Origin of the sequence: Pseudothauera rhizosphaerae, assembly GCF_004801305.1 — a bacterium.
In the GTDB taxonomy this organism is placed as follows: Bacteria; Pseudomonadota; Gammaproteobacteria; order Burkholderiales; family Rhodocyclaceae; genus Pseudothauera; species Pseudothauera rhizosphaerae.
In genome coordinates, this window is the sequence record NZ_SSOD01000022.1 from 1 (window position 1) to 16073 (window position 16073).

Genomic DNA, 16073 nt, shown 5'->3' on the forward strand with positions numbered 1-16073 from the left:
CAGCGCCGGCGTACGCGTGGCCGACGTGGCGCAACTCATCGACAAACTCAAGAACGAAGCGAAGGTGATCTGAGATGGCGATCCTGGTCATTGCTGAACACGACAACGCCAGCCTGAAGGCGGCCACCCTCAACACCGTATCCGCGGCCGCCAGGCTCGGCGGCGAGCTCCACGTCCTGGTGGCCGGCAACGGCGCCGCGGGCGCTGCGGCTGCCGCCGCGAAGCTTGCCGGCGTCGCCCAGGTCCTGCTGGCCGAAGCCCCGCACTACGAAGCCCAACTGGCCGAGAACGTCGCTGCGCTGGTGGTGGCTAACGCCGGCGGCTACAGCCACATCCTGGCCCCGGCCACCTCCTTCGGCAAGAACGTCGCCCCGCGCGTGGCGGCCCTGCTCGACGTCGCGCAGATCAGCGACATCGTCGCCGTGGACAGCGCGGACACCTTCGTACGCCCCATCTACGCCGGCAACGCCCTGGCCACGGTCAAGAGCGCCGACCCCGTCAAAGTGATCACCGTGCGTACCACCGCCTTCGAGGCGGCAGGCGAGGGCGGAAGTGCCGCGATCGAGAACATCGCCGCGGGCGCCGACCTGGGCCTGTCGAAGCTGGTCGGCCGCGAACTCACCAAGTCCGAACGTCCCGAACTGGGCGCGGCCAGGATCATCGTCTCCGGCGGCCGGGGCCTGGGCAGCGGCGAGAACTACCACACCCTGCTCGAACCGCTGGCCGACAAGCTGGGTGCTGCGTTGGGCGCCTCCCGGGCCGCGGTCGATGCGGGCTACGTGCCCAACGACTACCAGGTGGGCCAGACGGGCAAGATCGTCGCGCCGCAGCTCTACGTCGCCATCGGTATCTCGGGAGCCATCCAGCACCTGGCGGGGATGAAGGAGTCCAAGGTGATCGTGGCGATCAACAAGGACCCGGAGGCGCCCATCTTCCAGGTGGCCGACTACGGCCTGGTGGGCGATCTGTTCGAGGTCGTGCCGGAACTGACCAAGACCCTGTGAGGAGCCCGGCGGGGCACCGCCGGGACGTGCGATGAATCTGTCGGCCGAGCTGTTTTCCGCGGGATGGCACTGGTTTGCGCTGGTGCTCTCCGCTGCGGTCGGCTGGCTGGTATGGCGCACCGCCCCGTGGAAGCGGCTGGGGTCCGGCACGCAGTCGAACCTGCTGCTGGGCTTCGCCGTGGGCCTGATGCTGATGTGGAGCCTGAAGGCCGGGGTCAAGCCCGGCCTCAACCTGCACCTGATGGGAGCGATGGCGGCCACGCTGGCCCTGGGCCCGCAACTGGCCATCGTCACCCTGGGGCTGGCGCTCACTGGCATCGCGTTCAACGGTGCCATCGAATGGCAGGCGTGGCCGATCAACTTCCTGCTGATGGTGGTGGTGCCGGTGGTGCTGGCGCACCGCATCCACAGGCTGATCGAACGCTTCCTGCCGGCGCACTTCTTCGTCTTCGTCTTCGTCGCCGGTTTCTTCGGCGCGGCGCTCACGGTGATGCTGCAGGGGCTGGTGGCCTCCGGCGTCATGGTGATGGCCGGCGCCTACGAGGCGGCGTTTCTGGCCAGTGATTACCTGCCGTACTTCCTGCTGCTCGGGTTCTCCGAAGGCTGGATCAGCGGTGGAGTGATCACGCTGATGGTGGTTTATCGGCCCGAATGGGTGGCGGCCTTCGACGACCGCCGCTATCTGGCCGGCAAGTGACAACCCAAGTGGAGCAAACACACAAATGAGTGACTACACCGCACCGATCCGTGACATGCAGTTCGTCATGCGCGAACTGGCCGACCTGGATGCCGTGGCCGGCCTGCCGGGGTGTGAGGAAGTGTCCGCCGACCTGGTGGATGCCATCCTGGAAGAAGCCGGCAAGTTCGCCAACGGGGTACTGGCTCCGCTCAACAAGATCGGCGACCAGGAAGGCGCGAAGTGGAAGGACGGCGAAGTGACCACCGCGCCGGGCTGGATCGACGCCTACCGCCAGTTCACCGAAGCGGGCTGGACCGCGCTCGCCAGCGACCCGCAATACGGCGGACAGGGCCTGCCCAAGCTGGTGTCCACCGCGGTGATGGAAATGTGGAAGTCGGCCAACATGGCCTTCTCCCTGTGCCCGATGCTGACCAACGGCGCCATCGAGGCGCTGCTGCTGCGCGGCACCGACGTGCAGAAGGACATGTACCTGCCGAAGATGGTGAGCGGCGAATGGACCGGCACCATGAACCTGACCGAGCCCCAGGCCGGCTCCGACCTGGCCGCGGTGCGCACCCGCGCCGAACCCCAGGGCGACGGCACCTACAAGATCTTCGGCCAGAAGATATTCATCACCTACGGCGAGCACGACCTCACCGACAACATCATCCATCTGGTGCTGGCCCGCCTGCCGGACGCGCCGGAAGGGGTGAAGGGCATTTCGCTGTTCGTCGTACCCAAGTTCCTGGTCAGTGCCGACGGCAGCCTGGGCGCGCGCAACGACGTGCATTGCGTGTCCATCGAACACAAGCTGGGCATCCACGCCAGCCCGACCTGCGTGCTCGCCTTCGGCGACAAGGGCGGCGCCATCGGCACCCTGGTGGGCGAGGCCAACCGCGGCCTGGAATACATGTTCATCATGATGAACGAGGCCCGCTTCGCGGTCGGCATGGAAGGCCTGGCGCTGTCCGAACGCGCCTACCAGCACGCCCTGCAGTACGCCAAGGACCGCGTGCAGGGCACCGAAGTGGGCGTGCGCGGCGGCCCCAAGGTCAATATCCTGCACCACCCGGACGTGCGCCGCATGCTCATGTCCATGAAGAGCCAGACCGAAGCCATGCGCGCCCTGGCCTACATGGTGGGCGCGGCCACCGATCTGGCCCACCTGCACCCGGACGACGCGGTGCGGGCGCAGAACCAGGCCTTCGTGGACCTGATGATCCCGGTGGTGAAAGGCTGGTTCACCGAGAACTCGGTGGACATCGCCTCCACCGGCGTGCAAGTGCATGGCGGCATGGGCTTCATCGAGGAAACCGGCGCCGCCCAGCACCTGCGCGACGCGCGCATCACGCCGATCTACGAAGGCACTACCGCCATCCAGGCCAACGACCTGATCGGCCGCAAGATCGCCCGGGAAGGCGGCGAGACCATCAAGGGAGTGATCGCCGGGATGCGCAAGGTGGAAGCCGAACTGGGCGGTGTGCAGGACGAGTCCTTCGCCGCCATCCGCCGCACGCTGGGGGCGGGCATCGAGGCGCTGGAGAAGGCGGCCGGCTACATCGTCGCCACCTACGGTTCGGACATCAAGGCGGCCCATGTGGGCTCCGTGCCGTTCCTGAAGCTGTTCGGCATCGTCGCCGGCGGCTGGCAGATGGCCCGCGCCGCCCTGGTGGCCCGGCGCCGTCTGGACGAGGGCAGCGGCGACGCGGATTTCTACCGTAGCAAGATCGTCACCGCACGCTTCTACGCCGACCACGTGCTGCCCCAGGCCCACGGCCTGTCCTACACGGTGGTCAACGGCGCCGCCGGGGCGTTGGCGCTGAGCGAAGAGGCGTTCTGATCCCACGCCACGCCTGCAAGGGCGACAAAAAGCCGACCCGCGGGTCGGCTTTTTGTTGGGCGCCGGCGCTTACTTCACGTCGGCCTTGCCGCGCAGGTCGACCACGTGCTTTTCCACCTTCTGCTGCTGCAGGCGCTGCTGCAGTTGGGGCTTCACCTCGTCGAAGGCCGGGGCCTTGAGCGGGCGGATGTCCACCATCTGGATGACGTGGTAGCCGAAGTCGCTCTTGACCGGCAGGGCGGTGTACTCACCCTTTTCGAGCTTGACCATGGCCTCGGAGAAGGGCTGGACGAACATGCCGGGGTTGCTCCAGCCCAGGTCGCCGCCACGCTCCTTGGAGCCCGGGTCGATGGATTGCGCGGCCAGGTCCTCGAACTTGGCGCCGGAGCGCAGCTTGGCGATGATGTCCTTGGCGGCCTGCTCGGTTTCCACCAGGATGTGGCGCGGGTTGTATTCCTTGGTGCCGAGGCGGGCGACGATCTGGTCATATTCCTTGCGCAGGTCGGCGTCGGTCACCGGATTGGCCTTCACCCAGTCCTGCAGGTAGGCGCGCACCAGGATGGCCTGGCGGGCCAGGTCCATCTGCGCCTGCACGTCGGCCTTCTTGTCGAGACCGCGCTTGGCGGCTTCCTGGGCCAGGACTTCGCGGCGGACCAGTTCCTCGCGCACCGCTTCGCGCAGTTGCGGGCTGTCCGGCGCACCCTGGGCGCGCTGCTCGGACAGCATGACCTCCAGGCGCGAGGCCGGGATGGCCTTGCCGTTGACGGTCGCCGTCGAATCGGCGGCGTTGGCCGCCAGGGCGGTCAGGCCGGTCATCAGGCACAGGGCAAGACGGCTGGGCAGTGCTTTCATCGGGTTTCCTTCTCGGTGGGTTGATTGGCGGCCTCGGCGGCCGTGCGGGCACGAATGGCGAGGGCGTGGATGTCGCCCCCCATCATCTCGCCCAGTGCTGCGTAAATCATGCGGTGGCGGGCCACCGTGTTCTTGCCGGCGAAAGCCTCGGCGACGATTTCCAGCCGGTAGTGGCCGCCGCCGGAGCGCGCTCCGGCGTGGCCGGCGTGCAGGGCGCTGTCGTCGCCGACGTCGATGAAACTGGGCGCGAGCGTCTCCTGCAGACGCGAACGGATGCGCTCCACCACGCTCAAGGCAATACCTTCCGGAACGGGCGAACGGTGGTGCGGGCGAACACGCCCTGCTTCACGTAAGGGTCTTCCGCCAGCCACTGTTCGGCCTCGGCCTGGGAAGCGAATTCGGCCACCACCAGGCTGCCGGCGAAGCCGGCCGGGCCGGGGTCGGGCGAGTCGATGGCCGGCATGGGCCCGGCGATCAGCAATCGGCCTTCGTCGCGCAGAGCCTCCAGGCGCGCCAAGTGAGCCGGCCGCGCGGCCATGCGGGCCGCGAGCGTATCCGGCGCATCCTCGCCGATCATGGCGTAAAACATCATTGCTGGGGGTCCTCTTCGAGATAGCGGGACAGGAAGAAGCCTTGCGCGAGCACGAAGGCGAACATCAGCCCCATGCCGCCGAAGAGCTTGAAATTGACCCAGGCTTCCTCGGAGAAACTGTAGGCCACGTAGAGATTGAGCGCGCCCATGACGAGGAAGAAGCTCGCCCAGGCGAGGTTGAGGCGCTCCCACACCGCATCGGGCAGGCGGATTTGCGCTTCCAGCATGCGGCGGATGATGTTGCGCCGGAACGCCAGCGCAGAGACCGCCAGCACGCCGCCGAACAGCCAGTACAGCGCGGTGGGCTTCCACTTGATGAAGGTCGGGTTGTGGAACAGCAGCGTGGCGCCGCCGAACACGACGATGATGGCCAGGCTCACCCACAGCATGGTGTCCACCTTGCGGTGGCGCGTCCATACCCAGGCGATCTGGCCGAAGGTGGCGAGGATGGCGATCGCGGTGGCGAGCAGGATGGGTGCCTGGCGGGCACCGATGCCGTCGCCCAGCCATAGCGCGGCAAGCTGGAAGGCGGCGTCTTCGTTGGCGCCGGCAAGCTTGTAGACCGCGAAGAAGAGGATGACGGGGAGGAGGTCGAAGAGGAATTTCATGCGTGGGGATTATAGCGGCTGCTGGATGCGGACCGGCGCGGCGTGTTCGATGCGGTTGCGCATGTGGTCGGCGAGGGCGGCGAAGGACTGCTGCAGCTTGGCGCGCAGTTCGGCGTCGGTCACCACTTCGGCGAGCGCCTGGCTCATGCACAGCATCCACTGGTCGCGCTCGGCCGCGCCGATGGAGAAGGGCAGGTGGCGCGCACGCAGGAAGGGTGGGCCGAAACGCTCCACGTACAGGTTGGGGCCGCCGAACCAGCCGGAGAGGAACAGGAAGAGCTTTTCCGCCGCGCCGGAAAGATCCTCGGCGTGCATCCTGCGCACATCCCGGGTTTCGGGCAGGGCGTCCATCAGTTCGTAGAAACGCGTGACCAGCGCGCGCACGGCGGACTCGCCACCGATCTGCTCGTAGGGGGTGAGCACCGGCAGGGTGCGGGCGTCAGGCTGCATGGATGTCGACGGGTTCTGGAGGGTGATGTCGTTCATTCTAGCGCGTGCGCCCGACCGGCAAGCGCAGCACGGCGCGCAGCCCACCGCCCTCCCGCGGCAGCAGGTCCAGTTGGCCGCTGTGGGCGCGCATCACGCGCTCGACGATGGCGAGTCCCAACCCGGCGCCCTTGGTGTTGCTGCGCGCGTCTTCCAGCCGGGTGAAGGGCCGGCGCAGGCGTTCGACCTCCAGCGGTGGAATACCCGGACCGCGGTCGGCCACTTCGATGGCGACTTCGCCGTGGGACTGATGCACGCCGACCGTGATCGGCTTTTCGTTGCCCGCGTAGCGGATTGCGTTGTCGATCAGGTTGGCGACGGCGCGCCGCAGCGGCAGGGCGCGGGCTGGCACCGACAGGCTCTCCGGCAGATCCAGTTCCAGCGGGATGCCGCGCAGGCGGTAGGGTTCCAGCAGGCCGACCACCAGTTCGACGAGTTCCACGGGCTGCAGCGGCTCCTGCGGATCGCCGCGGCCGAAGTCGAGGAACTGGCCGATGATGCGGTCCATTTCCTCGATGTCGGCCACCATTGCGGCGACCTCGTCCTCGGGCGCGCCCGACATCTCCACGCCCAGGCGCAGGCGCGCGAGCGGGGTGCGCAGGTCGTGGGAGACGCCCGCCAGGATCAGGGCGCGGTCGGTATCGGCGCGCGCCAGGTCACCGGCCATCTGGTTGAAGGCGTGGGACACCACCGCCAGTTCGGCGGGGCCGTTTTCCTCCTGCCGCGGCGGGCTCTGCCCGCTGCCGACCATGCGCGCCGCGCGGGCAAGGCTGCGCAGCGGCGCGCTGATGCGCGAGACGATCAGGAAGGCGCCGAGCAGGGCGGCCACCAGCGCGGCACTGCCCCACACCAGCCATTCCAGCGCGTAATGCCGCTGCAGGCGCTCGCGCGGAAGCATCACCCAGTATTCGTCCGGGTCCTCGGGATGCAGGCGGAAGCTGACCCAGAAGCCGTCCAGTGCCTTCCAGCGCATGGCGAAGCGGGTGTGGTCGCCGAGTTGGCGGCGAATCTCCCTGGTGAGCAGGCGCATCGGCCGGGTGTTCGGCAGGGGTTGCAGCACGTCGGTGGCTTCGGCCGGATAGATGCGAATGCCTTCGAGTGCCGCCAGGTCGATCAGCAGTTCGGTGCGCAGGCGCGGCTCGGCGTTGAGCAGGGCGGTACGCGTCAGGTTCACGACGCTCGCGACCATCTGGGCGAGGTCGCGGGCGCGGGTGGGTTCTTCGAAATAGCGGAAGATCTGCGACCAGATGGCCAGCGAGAAGCCGAGCAGCAGGGCGATGAGCAGAAAGGTCTGCCACAGCAGCGTACGCGGCAGCCAGCGGGCGAGCCGCTGGCCGCAGGCGCGCACGAGCGCGGGGACGCGCACACGATGGGGCACGTGGGCGTTATTCGCTGTCGGCTGACTTGGGTTCGTCGGGAACGAAGACATAGCCGAATCCCCACACCGTCTGGATGTAGCGGGGCTTGGCGGGGTCGTCCTCGACCAGCTTGCGCAGGCGCGAGACCTGGACGTCGATGGCCCGGTCGAACACGCCGTACTCGCGACCGCGCGCCAGTTCCATCAGCTTGTCGCGCGACAGGGGCTGGCGGGGGTGCTGCAGCAATACCTTGAGCAGCGAGAACTCGCCGGTGGTGAGGGCGATTTCCTCGCCTTCGCGGGTCAGCGTGCGCGTGCCGAGATTCACCCGTACCCGGCCGAAGGTCACCACCTCGTCCTCGGGCGTCGGCGCACCCGGCAGGCTGGGCGGTTGGCGGCGCATGACGGCGTGGATGCGGGCCACCAGCTCGCGCGGATTGAAAGGCTTGGGCAGGTAATCGTCCGCCCCCATCTCCAGGCCGACGATGCGGTCCACGTCGTCGCCCTTGGCCGTCAGCATGATGATGGGCAGCTTATTCTCGGCGGCGCGCAGGCGTCGACATATGGACAGGCCGTCCTCACCGGGAAGCATCAGATCGAGCACCAGCAGGTCGAAGTGCTCACGGTGCAGTGCGCGGTCCATGGATGCGGAGTCGATCACCGCCTTGACGGTGAAGCCCTGTTCCTGCAGGTAGCGCGAGAGCAGATCGCGCAGGCGCGCGTCGTCGTCCACCAGCAGTACGCGATATCGAATTTTGGTATTCATAGGCCGAATCCTATCCCGAGCGATATTCGTGTGCCAGAGCCTTGCACAGGGCCCGTGGCGCCGCCAAGTAACCCTTCGTAAGGTAGCCCGTATCGGGCAATATCCCCTTACAAACCCGGCCGCTAGGGCGTGATGGATTCAACGCAACGTATGCAATTCGGACTATCTTGCGGTAGAGTCTGATCCCACTCGCTGCGTGGGGAAATATAATTCGTCCCGTGATGCTTACCTTGCCTGCCACCTGTCCGTCCGTCCCGTGCCGCCGACTTGCCGGTGCACCATGGCGCGCCGCTCAAACTGCTCTGTTCCTCGTGCTGCTGGCCGGGGGGGCGGGTGCTTCGCACGCCGACGAGCCGGGATTGTCCGCGCCCACGACGGAGGCGGCCATGTCGATGGTGCCTGAAACGGCCCTGGCGGCCGAAATAGTCCTGGCACCCGAAACATCCCTGGTGCCGGAAGTGCCTCTGGCGCCCGCAGCGTCGCTGCTGCAGGAGGAGTTGGTGATCGTCTATCCCCCTGCCGTGCCCGCAGTGCCCCGCCATGTGGAAGTGCGGCGCGCCTTGTTGAGCGACGACGACATCGCCGTCGGCCCCCATGAGCGGCGGCGTCTGAGCGCGGAGGAACGCAACACACTGCGCCTCGAGTTGCGCCGCGCCATGAGCCGCGCCTACCGGGACGACGCTGCCCTGCGCTGACTCCCGTTGCCGGCGATGCCGGGGGCTCCCCGGCGCACGCCGAACGCTTTCCTGCGCCTAGTCCCGCCAGCGGCTAAAATGGCGCGGCCATGAAGATTCTCTCCATCGAAACCTCCTGCGAGCACGGCAGCATTGCGCTGCTCGCCGACGATGCCGTGCTTGAGCACGCCTTGCACGGGCATGCCAACCATTCCGCGCATCTGCTACCCGAAGTTCGTGCCCTGCTCGCCGAAGCAGGCATGGTGCTGGCCGACCTGGACGCGGTCGCCTTTGGCAGCGGACCGGGCGCCTTCACCGGCCTGCGCCTCGCCTGCGCGGCTGCGCAGGGCTTGGCGCTCGGCGCCGGGCTGGGTGTGGTGCCGGTCTGCAGTCTCGCGGCCTTGGCGCTGCAAGGCGAGGGCGAGCGGATTTTCGCTGCCACGGACGCGCGCATGAACGAAATCTATTTCGCCGCCTTCCTGCGCACCGCCGACGGGCTCGAGACCGTGCTGGCGCCGCACTGCGCGTCGGCCGAAGTACTGAGACTGCCTGTCGGCGAATGGTTTGCGCTGGGCTCGGCATTTGCCGCCTACCCCGAACTGGGCGAGCGCTTTGCCGGGCGGCTGCACGGCCTGAAAGGCGATGCGGTGCCGCGGGCGGGCGAAGTCGCGCGGCTGGCCGCGGTCGAGGTGCGCCGCGGCGCGCTGGTCGCACCCGAACTGGCGGCGCCGCTCTACGTGCGCGACAAGGTCGCGCTGACGACGGCGGAGCGCCTGGCGCGCGGGGGGCGGGCATGACTGCGACTGCTTCCCTGCCCGTTTCCCGTGCCGCCGCCGGCGCGTTGAGCTACGTCCCCATGTCCGAGGCCGACCTGGAATGGGTGACCGCCAACGAGGCCGAACTGCACCCTTACCCATGGACGCGCGGCAACTTCGCGGACTCGCTTGGTGCCGGCTACAGCGCCTGGATACAGTCCGACGGCGGCCACCCCTGCGGCTATGCGGTGGTGCTGTCGGTGCTGGACGAGGCGCATCTGCTCAACATCAGCGTTGCGCGCGGGGCGCAGGGCAGGGGACTGGGCGGGGCGTTGCTCGACTTCCTGTGCGCGCGGGCGCGCGCGAGCGGGGCCACGCAGTTCTTCCTCGAAGTCCGGCCTTCCAACCAGCCGGCGCTCGCCCTGTATCGGCGCACCGGTTTCGAGCCGATCGGGCGGCGCAAGGGCTATTACCCGGCACCGGGCGGGCGCGAGGACGCCATCGTGATGAGGCTGCCGCTGTGACGGCGTTCCCGCACCGCGAATCCGTGCTGCGCGAGCTCGGCCTCGGGCCGATCTGGAGGCTGCGCAGCCGGGACACCGCGGAAAGCGGAGCCGGGAAGGCGGCGGCACCGCAGACCGGGCACGCGATGCCGGCCGAAGCGCAGGTCGAAACGCCAGCGGAGCGCCCGCCCGTACCCGTTGCGAAGCCGCCCGCGCCACCGCTTGCACAACCTGCACTGCCCAGGCCGGCCGTGCCGCAAACGGCACGAACGGCCGCACCGGCAGCGGCCGATCCGGCCCGCAGTGCGCACATCGCCGGGCTGGACTGGGATGAACTGGAAGCGGAAATCCGCGCCTGCAAGGCCTGCCGGCTGTGCGAGAAGCGCCGCCAGGCCGTGCCGGGCGTGGGCGACCGCCAGGCGCGCTGGCTGTTCGTCGGCGAAGGCCCGGGGGCCGAAGAGGATCAGCGCGGCGAACCTTTCGTCGGCGCCGCCGGCCGCCTGCTGGACAACATGCTCGCAGCGTTGGGGCTCAAACGCGGGGAAGGCGTCTACATCGCCAACGCGGTGAAGTGCCGCCCGCCCCACAACCGCACCCCGGAAGCGGACGAGATCGCCACCTGCCTGCCGTTCCTGGAACGCCAGATCGCCCTGATCCAGCCGCAGCTCATCGTCGTGCTCGGCCGTCCGGCCGCGCAGGCGCTGCTCGGCACCGAAACGGGCATCGGCGCGGCGCGGGGCAAGCGCTTCGACTACCGCGGCATTCCGCTGGTGGTGACCTACCACCCGGCCTATCTGCTGCGCAACCAGGCGGACAAGGCCAAGGCGTGGGAAGACCTGTGCTTCGCGCGGCGGCGGCTGGCGGAGAGCGGAAGCAGCGGGCAGGGCTGAGGAGCACCCGGCCGGTCAGTGCACGCGGTCTTCCAGCAGCGCAACCGCATCGAATTCGCGCTGGTTCTGCTCGTGGCGCATCCACACCAGCCACATGGTGCCGGCCACGAACAGGCCGAACAGCACGATCACCACCTTGATCGACACCCCGGTCATGATCAGCAGGGCGTAGAGCCCGGTCATCACCAGGATGGACAGGTTCTCGTTGAAGTTCTGCACCGCGATGGAGTGCCCGGCGCCCATCAGGATGTGGCCGCGATGCTGCAGCAGCGCATTCATCGGCACCACGAAGAAGCCCGCCAGCATGCCGACGATCACCATCAGCACCATTGCCACGGTCGCATGCGTGACCACGGTCATCAGGATGACCGCCAGGCCCATGGCGATGCCGAGCGGAATCACCTGTACCGAGCGGCGCAGCGTGATCATGCGCGCGGCGACGACGGAGCCCGCGGCGATGCCGATGGCCACCACGCCCTGCAGCAGCGAAGCCTGGGACAGATTGAAGCCCAGGTTGTGCTCGGCCCACTTGATGACGATGAACTGCAGCGTTGCGCCCGCGCCCCAGAACAACGTGGTGACCGCCAGTGAGATCTGGCCCAGCCTGTCCCGCCACAGCAGTTTCAGGCAGTGGTTGAAGTCGTGCAGCAGGTAGATGGGGTTGCTCTTCAGCGGCTTGTGGTCCACCCCGGTATCGGGGATGTAGACGTTGAACAGCGCAGCCAGCAGATAGAGCAGGCCGACGATGGGCACGGTGGCTTTCAGTGCCGTATCGATGCCGGGCAGGTCGAGCGCCACCAGCCAGGCGGCCACGCCGGGGTGGATCAGGGTGCCGCCGATGACCGTGCCGAGGATGATCGCGCCCACGGTGAGGCCTTCGATCCAGCCGTTGGCAACGACCAGCAGGCGGTGGGGGAGATATTCGGTGAGGATGCCGTACTTGGCCGGCGAGTAGGCTGCAGCCCCGAGGCCGACGACCGCGTAGGCGAACAGCGGGTGGGTGCCGAGAAAGAGCATCAGGCAGCCGCCGATCTTGATCGTGTTGCTGATCAGCATGACCCGCCACTTGGGCATGGAATCGGCGAAAGCGCCGACGAAGGCGGCCAGGGCGACGTAGGAGACGGTGAAGAAGAGCTTCAGCAGCGGCTCGTACTCGGCCGGCGCGGCCATGTCCCGCAGCAGGGCAATCGCAATGATGAGCAGGGCATTGTCGGCCAGCGCAGAGAAGAACTGCGCCGCCATGATGATGTAGAAGCCGAGCGGCATCGATTGCTGTCGCTGTGGTGATCGTCCGAGGAAGGCCGGTTTATATCACGAAGCCGTAACGCGCGTTACGAGTTGGAACAACATTTGACCAAACGGGACTGGCGGGTTGTCGATACATGTTGTAATAGTGCTCATAAATCATCTTTATCCAAATCATGGCAGATCGCAGACTCCAGGTGTTCCACGCGGTGGCCAAGCACGGCTCCTTCACCCGTGCGGCCGAGCACCTGTTCATGACCCAGCCCGCCGTTACCTTCCAGATCAAGCAATTGGAGGAGCACTTCAACACCCGCCTGCTCGACCGCGGCCACGGCCGGGTGGGCCTGACGCCGGCCGGCGAGATCGTCTTCGCCTACGCCGAACGCATTCTGGGCCTGAGCGACGAGCTGGAGGCGAGGGTGTCGGAGCTCACCGACGAGCTGTCCGGCTACCTGAACATCGGCACCAGCACCACCATCGCGGCCTACTGGCTGCCGCACCTGCTCGAAGGCTTCAAGCGCCGCTACCCGCGGGTGATCCCGCGCGTGGTGGTGGGCAACTCGCAGCTTACCGAAGACCGCGTCGCGGCGCGCGACCTGGACGTGGGGCTGATCGAGATCGTCACCGACCAGCCGGGCGTGGAGCGCCGCAGCGCCGCGCGCGACGAACTGCTGGTAATCTGTCATCCGGGGCACCCGCTGGCGCGCGCCAAGAAGCTGACCGCGCAGGAACTGGTCGGCCACGCCTTCATCACTCGCGACCCGGGCAACGCCATCCATGTGCTGGCCGAGCAGTTCTTCCAGGCCGCGGGCATCGGCATCGAGGAAATGAGCGTGTGCGCCGAACTCGGCAGCCTGGCCAGTGTGAAGCATCTGGCCGCCGAGGGCCTGGGCTTCGCCATCGCCTCCAGCGCCGCCATCCAGCGCGACATCCGCGAGGGCCGGCTGGCGGCGATTCCCCTCGATCCGCCGCTCTATACTCCGCTGGAAGTCATCCTGCCGCGGGACAAGTTCCGCTCGCGGCTGATCACCACCTTTGCCGACTACGCCACCGCCGAATTCGCGCACATGGCCACCGCACTGCTCAAGGCTCTGTAATGGCCAAGACGAAGACCGCCTACATCTGCACCGAATGCGGTGCGCAAAGCCTGCGCTGGCAGGGCCAATGCCCGCAATGCAGCGCCTGGAACACGCTGGTGGAATCGGTGGTGGAGCAGGGCGGGGCGGCTGGCGGGCGCTTCGCCGCGCTGGCCGGCACCACCAGCCGCCTGCAGCCCCTGGCCGAACTGGAAGCGCGCGAAACACCGCGCGTGCCCACCGGCATCGAGGAGTTCGACCGCGTGCTGGGCGGCGGGCTGGTGCCGGGCGGGGTGGTGCTGATCGGCGGCGACCCCGGCATCGGCAAGTCCACGCTGCTGCTGCAAGCCCTGTCGGGCCTGGCCCCGGTTCAGCCTGCCGTGTACGTCAGCGGCGAGGAATCGGACGAGCAGGTGGCCTTGCGTGCCCAGCGCCTGCAACTGGAATCCTCGCCACTGCAACTGCTCGCCGAGATCAACCTGGAGCGCATCCTCGCCACGCTGCGCGAGGCCAAGCCGAGGATCGTGGTCATCGACTCGATCCAGACCGTGTATTCGGAAGCCCTGCAGTCGGCGCCCGGATCGGTGGCTCAGGTGCGCGAGTGTGCCGCCCAGCTCACGCGCTACGCCAAGCAAAGCGGCACCACGCTGATCGTGGTCGGCCACGTCACCAAGGACGGGACGCTGGCCGGCCCGCGCGTGCTGGAGCACATCGTCGACACCGTGCTGTACTTCGAAGGCGACACCCATTCCAGTTTCCGCCTCGTGCGTGCGTTCAAGAACCGCTTCGGCGCGGTGAACGAACTGGGGGTGTTCGCCATGACCGACCGGGGGCTGAAAGGGGTGAACAATCCGTCGGCCATTTTCCTGTCGCAGCACGCACAGCAAGTGTCCGGCAGTTGCGTGCTCGTCACTCAGGAAGGCACCCGGCCGTTGCTGGTGGAAGTACAGGCCCTGGTGGACAGCGCCCACAGCCCCAATCCACGGCGCCTGTCCGTGGGCCTGGAGCAGAATCGCCTGGCCATGCTGCTCGCCGTCGCCCACCGGCACGCCGGTGTGGCCTGTTTCGACCAGGACGTGTTCGTCAACGCGGTCGGCGGCGTGAAGATATCCGAACCCGCCGCCGACCTGGCGGTGCTGCTCGCCATCGTTTCCTCCCTGCGCAGCCGGCCGCTGCCGCGCGAACTGGCCGTGTTCGGCGAAGTAGGGCTCGCCGGCGAGATCCGCCCCGCGCCCCGCGGCCAGGAGCGCCTCAAGGAGGCCGCCAAGCTGGGCTTTTCGGTGGCCATCATCCCCAAGGCCAACGCGCCGAAGCAGACCGTTTCCGGCATGCGCGTCATCGCCGTGGACCGCATCGAGGAAGCCCTGGACCGGGTGCGCGAACTGGAAGGCTGATCGATGGCCCCGGTTGGCGGGGCATTCCATGCTCCATGACGAACGCAACGGTGCTATCGTTGCCGAGTCCATGCCGGAGACATGAATGAAACGCCTGATCCCTCTGCTGACAGCAATCCTGGCGACCGCTGCCGATGCCCAGGTCTACAAGTGCAAGATCGAAGAGCGCACGGTTTACCAGGAGATGCCTTGCGAGCGCCCGGAGCAGTCGCATCGGATCGAGGAGCGCATGACGGTGGTCGAACCGTACCCTCAACGCGCCGCCCGTCCGCCATCTCGCACGGCAGCGGCCCCTCAGGCGGAAACGGCCGCGCCTGTTGCCGACAGCGAACATCCATCCTGCCAGCCATTGCGCGACCGCATCAGAAGCATCGATGTGAGCGCACGCCATCGTTCGACGCAGCGCCTCAAGGAGCAGCGCTGGGCAACCAAGCAGAAGCTTGCCGAACTGGGCTGCTCGGAGATGGGTCCGCGCTGAAGGAGGATATCCATACCGTACAGTGCGGCTCAAAGTTTACATAATACAAATTATGGCGATTACGGAGATCGCCGCGGTGACGATCATCACCGGAAACCAGTCAGCGTTCGCTCGTTCTTCGCTGGCTCAAGCTTTGCACAGGTGCTCGAGCACACAGCGCACGCGGATCATCGCTTCCTGCAGCACCAGCTCGATGCTGTCGAACTGGATGGCGTGTTCGCTGGCTGAGCGCCCGGCCGCGTAGTTGGCAACGACGCTAAGGGCCGCGTACGGCAGTTCCAGTTCGCGCGCTAGCGCCGCTTCCGGCATGCCGGTCATGCCGACCAGGTCGGCGCCGTCGCGCTCCAGGCGGTTGATCTCGGCGGCGGTCTCCAGGCGCGGGCCCTGGGTGGCGGCATAGACGCCGCCGTCGAAGACATGCTCCCCGGCCGCGGCCGCCGCGGCGAGCAGGCGCTGGCGCAGCTTGGCGTCGTAGGGTTCGGTGAAATCGATGTGGCGCACGGATTCTTCGGCGCCTTCGAAGAAGGTGGACTTGCGGCCCCAGGTGTAGTCGATGATCTGGTGCGGGATGACCAGCGTTCCGGGGGCGAAATCCGTGCGGATGCCGCCCACCGAGGCCACGGACACCACTGCGGATGCCTTGACCTGCTTGAGCGCCCACAGGTTGGCGCGGTAATTGACCTGGTGTGGCGGAATGGTGTGCCCGTAGCCGTGGCGCGCCAGGAAAACCACGGGCGTGCAGCTCAGTTCACCGAAGGTCAGCGCACCGGACGGCTCGCCATAAGGGGTGCGGACGACCTCCCGGTGGGTGATCTCCAGGGTGGACAACTGGGTGAGCCCGCTGCCGCCGATGATTGCCAGCATTTTCCGCCTT

General features: G+C 67.5%; 19 protein-coding genes. 10 read left to right on the plus strand and 9 right to left on the minus strand.

From position 1 onward, the window contains the following. Positions 1-74 precede the first annotated feature (74 nt). Genes E6O51_RS19885 through E6O51_RS19895 form a run of 3 tightly spaced genes read left to right on the plus strand, consistent with a single transcriptional unit; the run spans position 75 to position 3523 of the window. Positions 75-1004, plus strand: a complete 930-nt coding sequence (locus E6O51_RS19885) for an electron transfer flavoprotein subunit alpha/FixB family protein (RefSeq protein WP_136386770.1) — start codon at positions 75-77, stop codon at positions 1002-1004. 31 nt (positions 1005-1035) lie between these two features. Beyond that, positions 1036-1701, plus strand: a complete 666-nt coding sequence (locus tag E6O51_RS19890) for an energy-coupling factor ABC transporter permease (protein ID WP_136386771.1) — start codon at positions 1036-1038, stop codon at positions 1699-1701. A gap of 25 nt (positions 1702-1726) precedes the next feature. Beyond that, on the plus strand, positions 1727-3523 hold the full coding sequence (locus tag E6O51_RS19895) for an acyl-CoA dehydrogenase (protein ID WP_136386772.1): 1797 nt from the start codon (positions 1727-1729) through the stop codon (positions 3521-3523). Between the two features lie 69 nt (positions 3524-3592). Here the strand turns inward: E6O51_RS19895 and E6O51_RS19900 are convergent, their stop codons facing one another. From E6O51_RS19900 to ompR, 7 genes are read right to left on the minus strand one after another with little or no spacing between them, the layout of a single operon-like run. After that, positions 3593-4375 (minus strand): peptidylprolyl isomerase, encoded by a 783-nt coding sequence (locus E6O51_RS19900; RefSeq protein WP_136386773.1) that lies wholly within the window; start codon positions 4373-4375, stop codon positions 3593-3595. Next, positions 4372-4668 carry a BolA family protein gene (locus E6O51_RS19905; RefSeq protein WP_408003425.1) on the minus strand — a complete coding sequence of 99 codons (297 nt, stop codon included), beginning with the start codon at positions 4666-4668 and terminating at the stop codon, positions 4372-4374. The genes E6O51_RS19900 and E6O51_RS19905 overlap by 4 nt, the downstream gene beginning before the upstream one ends. Then, positions 4665-4964 (minus strand): YciI family protein, encoded by a 300-nt coding sequence (locus tag E6O51_RS19910; protein ID WP_136386861.1) that lies wholly within the window; start codon positions 4962-4964, stop codon positions 4665-4667. Before E6O51_RS19910 ends, E6O51_RS19905 begins: the two co-directional genes overlap by 4 nt. Then, positions 4964-5575, minus strand: coding sequence for a septation protein A (locus tag E6O51_RS19915; protein WP_136386774.1), 612 nt, complete (start codon positions 5573-5575; stop codon positions 4964-4966). Before E6O51_RS19915 ends, E6O51_RS19910 begins: the two co-directional genes overlap by 1 nt. 9 nt (positions 5576-5584) lie before the next feature. Then, entirely contained in the window at positions 5585-6061 is a 477-nt protein-coding gene (locus E6O51_RS19920; protein ID WP_330997926.1) for a group II truncated hemoglobin, read from the minus strand. Position 6062: 1 nt separating this feature from the next. Continuing rightward, a complete protein-coding gene (locus E6O51_RS19925; protein ID WP_230976866.1) occupies positions 6063-7409 on the minus strand; it encodes an ATP-binding protein in 1347 nt (448 codons plus the stop codon). A 37-nt stretch (positions 7410-7446) separates the two neighbouring features. Next, positions 7447-8184, minus strand: coding sequence for an osmolarity response regulator transcription factor OmpR (gene ompR, locus E6O51_RS19930; RefSeq protein ID WP_136386776.1), 738 nt, complete (start codon positions 8182-8184; stop codon positions 7447-7449). Between the two features lie 386 nt (positions 8185-8570). Here ompR and E6O51_RS19935 point away from each other — a divergent pair, with 386 nt between their 5' ends. From E6O51_RS19935 to E6O51_RS19950, 4 genes are all read left to right on the plus strand, one after another. Continuing rightward, positions 8571-8879 (plus strand): hypothetical protein, encoded by a 309-nt coding sequence (locus E6O51_RS19935; protein WP_136386777.1) that lies wholly within the window; start codon positions 8571-8573, stop codon positions 8877-8879. A gap of 89 nt (positions 8880-8968) precedes the next feature. Then, complete coding sequence (gene tsaB, locus E6O51_RS19940) at positions 8969-9655, plus strand: tRNA (adenosine(37)-N6)-threonylcarbamoyltransferase complex dimerization subunit type 1 TsaB (RefSeq protein WP_136386778.1); 687 nt, start codon at positions 8969-8971, stop codon at positions 9653-9655. Further along, positions 9652-10137: a ribosomal protein S18-alanine N-acetyltransferase gene (gene rimI / locus E6O51_RS19945; RefSeq protein WP_230976864.1), complete on the plus strand. Its 486-nt coding sequence runs from the start codon at positions 9652-9654 to the stop codon at positions 10135-10137. Before tsaB ends, rimI begins: the two co-directional genes overlap by 4 nt. A gap of 125 nt (positions 10138-10262) precedes the next feature. After that, the gene (locus E6O51_RS19950; RefSeq protein ID WP_230976867.1) at positions 10263-11006 is read left to right on the plus strand and encodes a uracil-DNA glycosylase; all 744 of its coding nucleotides are present in this window, start codon (positions 10263-10265) and stop codon (positions 11004-11006) included. 15 nt (positions 11007-11021) lie between these two features. Here E6O51_RS19950 and lplT read toward each other — a convergent pair whose 3' ends face one another. Further along, positions 11022-12272, minus strand: a complete 1251-nt coding sequence (gene lplT / locus E6O51_RS19955; protein ID WP_136386780.1) for a lysophospholipid transporter LplT — start codon at positions 12270-12272, stop codon at positions 11022-11024. Between the two features lie 155 nt (positions 12273-12427). Between lplT and E6O51_RS19960 the strand changes: the two genes are divergently transcribed. The 3 genes from E6O51_RS19960 to E6O51_RS19970 all read left to right on the plus strand — a co-directional run bounded on the left by E6O51_RS19960 (position 12428) and on the right by E6O51_RS19970 (position 15199). Next, the gene (locus tag E6O51_RS19960) at positions 12428-13348 is read left to right on the plus strand and encodes a LysR family transcriptional regulator (RefSeq protein ID WP_136386781.1); all 921 of its coding nucleotides are present in this window, start codon (positions 12428-12430) and stop codon (positions 13346-13348) included. Continuing rightward, positions 13348-14721, plus strand: a complete 1374-nt coding sequence (gene radA / locus E6O51_RS19965) for a DNA repair protein RadA (protein ID WP_136386782.1) — start codon at positions 13348-13350, stop codon at positions 14719-14721. Before E6O51_RS19960 ends, radA begins: the two co-directional genes overlap by 1 nt. Before the next feature lie 85 nt (positions 14722-14806). Next, entirely contained in the window at positions 14807-15199 is a 393-nt protein-coding gene (locus E6O51_RS19970) for a DUF4124 domain-containing protein (protein ID WP_136386783.1), read from the plus strand. A 126-nt stretch (positions 15200-15325) separates the two neighbouring features. On the opposite strand, the gene E6O51_RS19975 is transcribed toward E6O51_RS19970, so the two are convergent. Then, on the minus strand, positions 15326-16063 hold the full coding sequence (locus E6O51_RS19975) for an S-methyl-5'-thioinosine phosphorylase (protein WP_136386784.1): 738 nt from the start codon (positions 16061-16063) through the stop codon (positions 15326-15328). Positions 16064-16073: the final 10 nt, after the last annotated feature.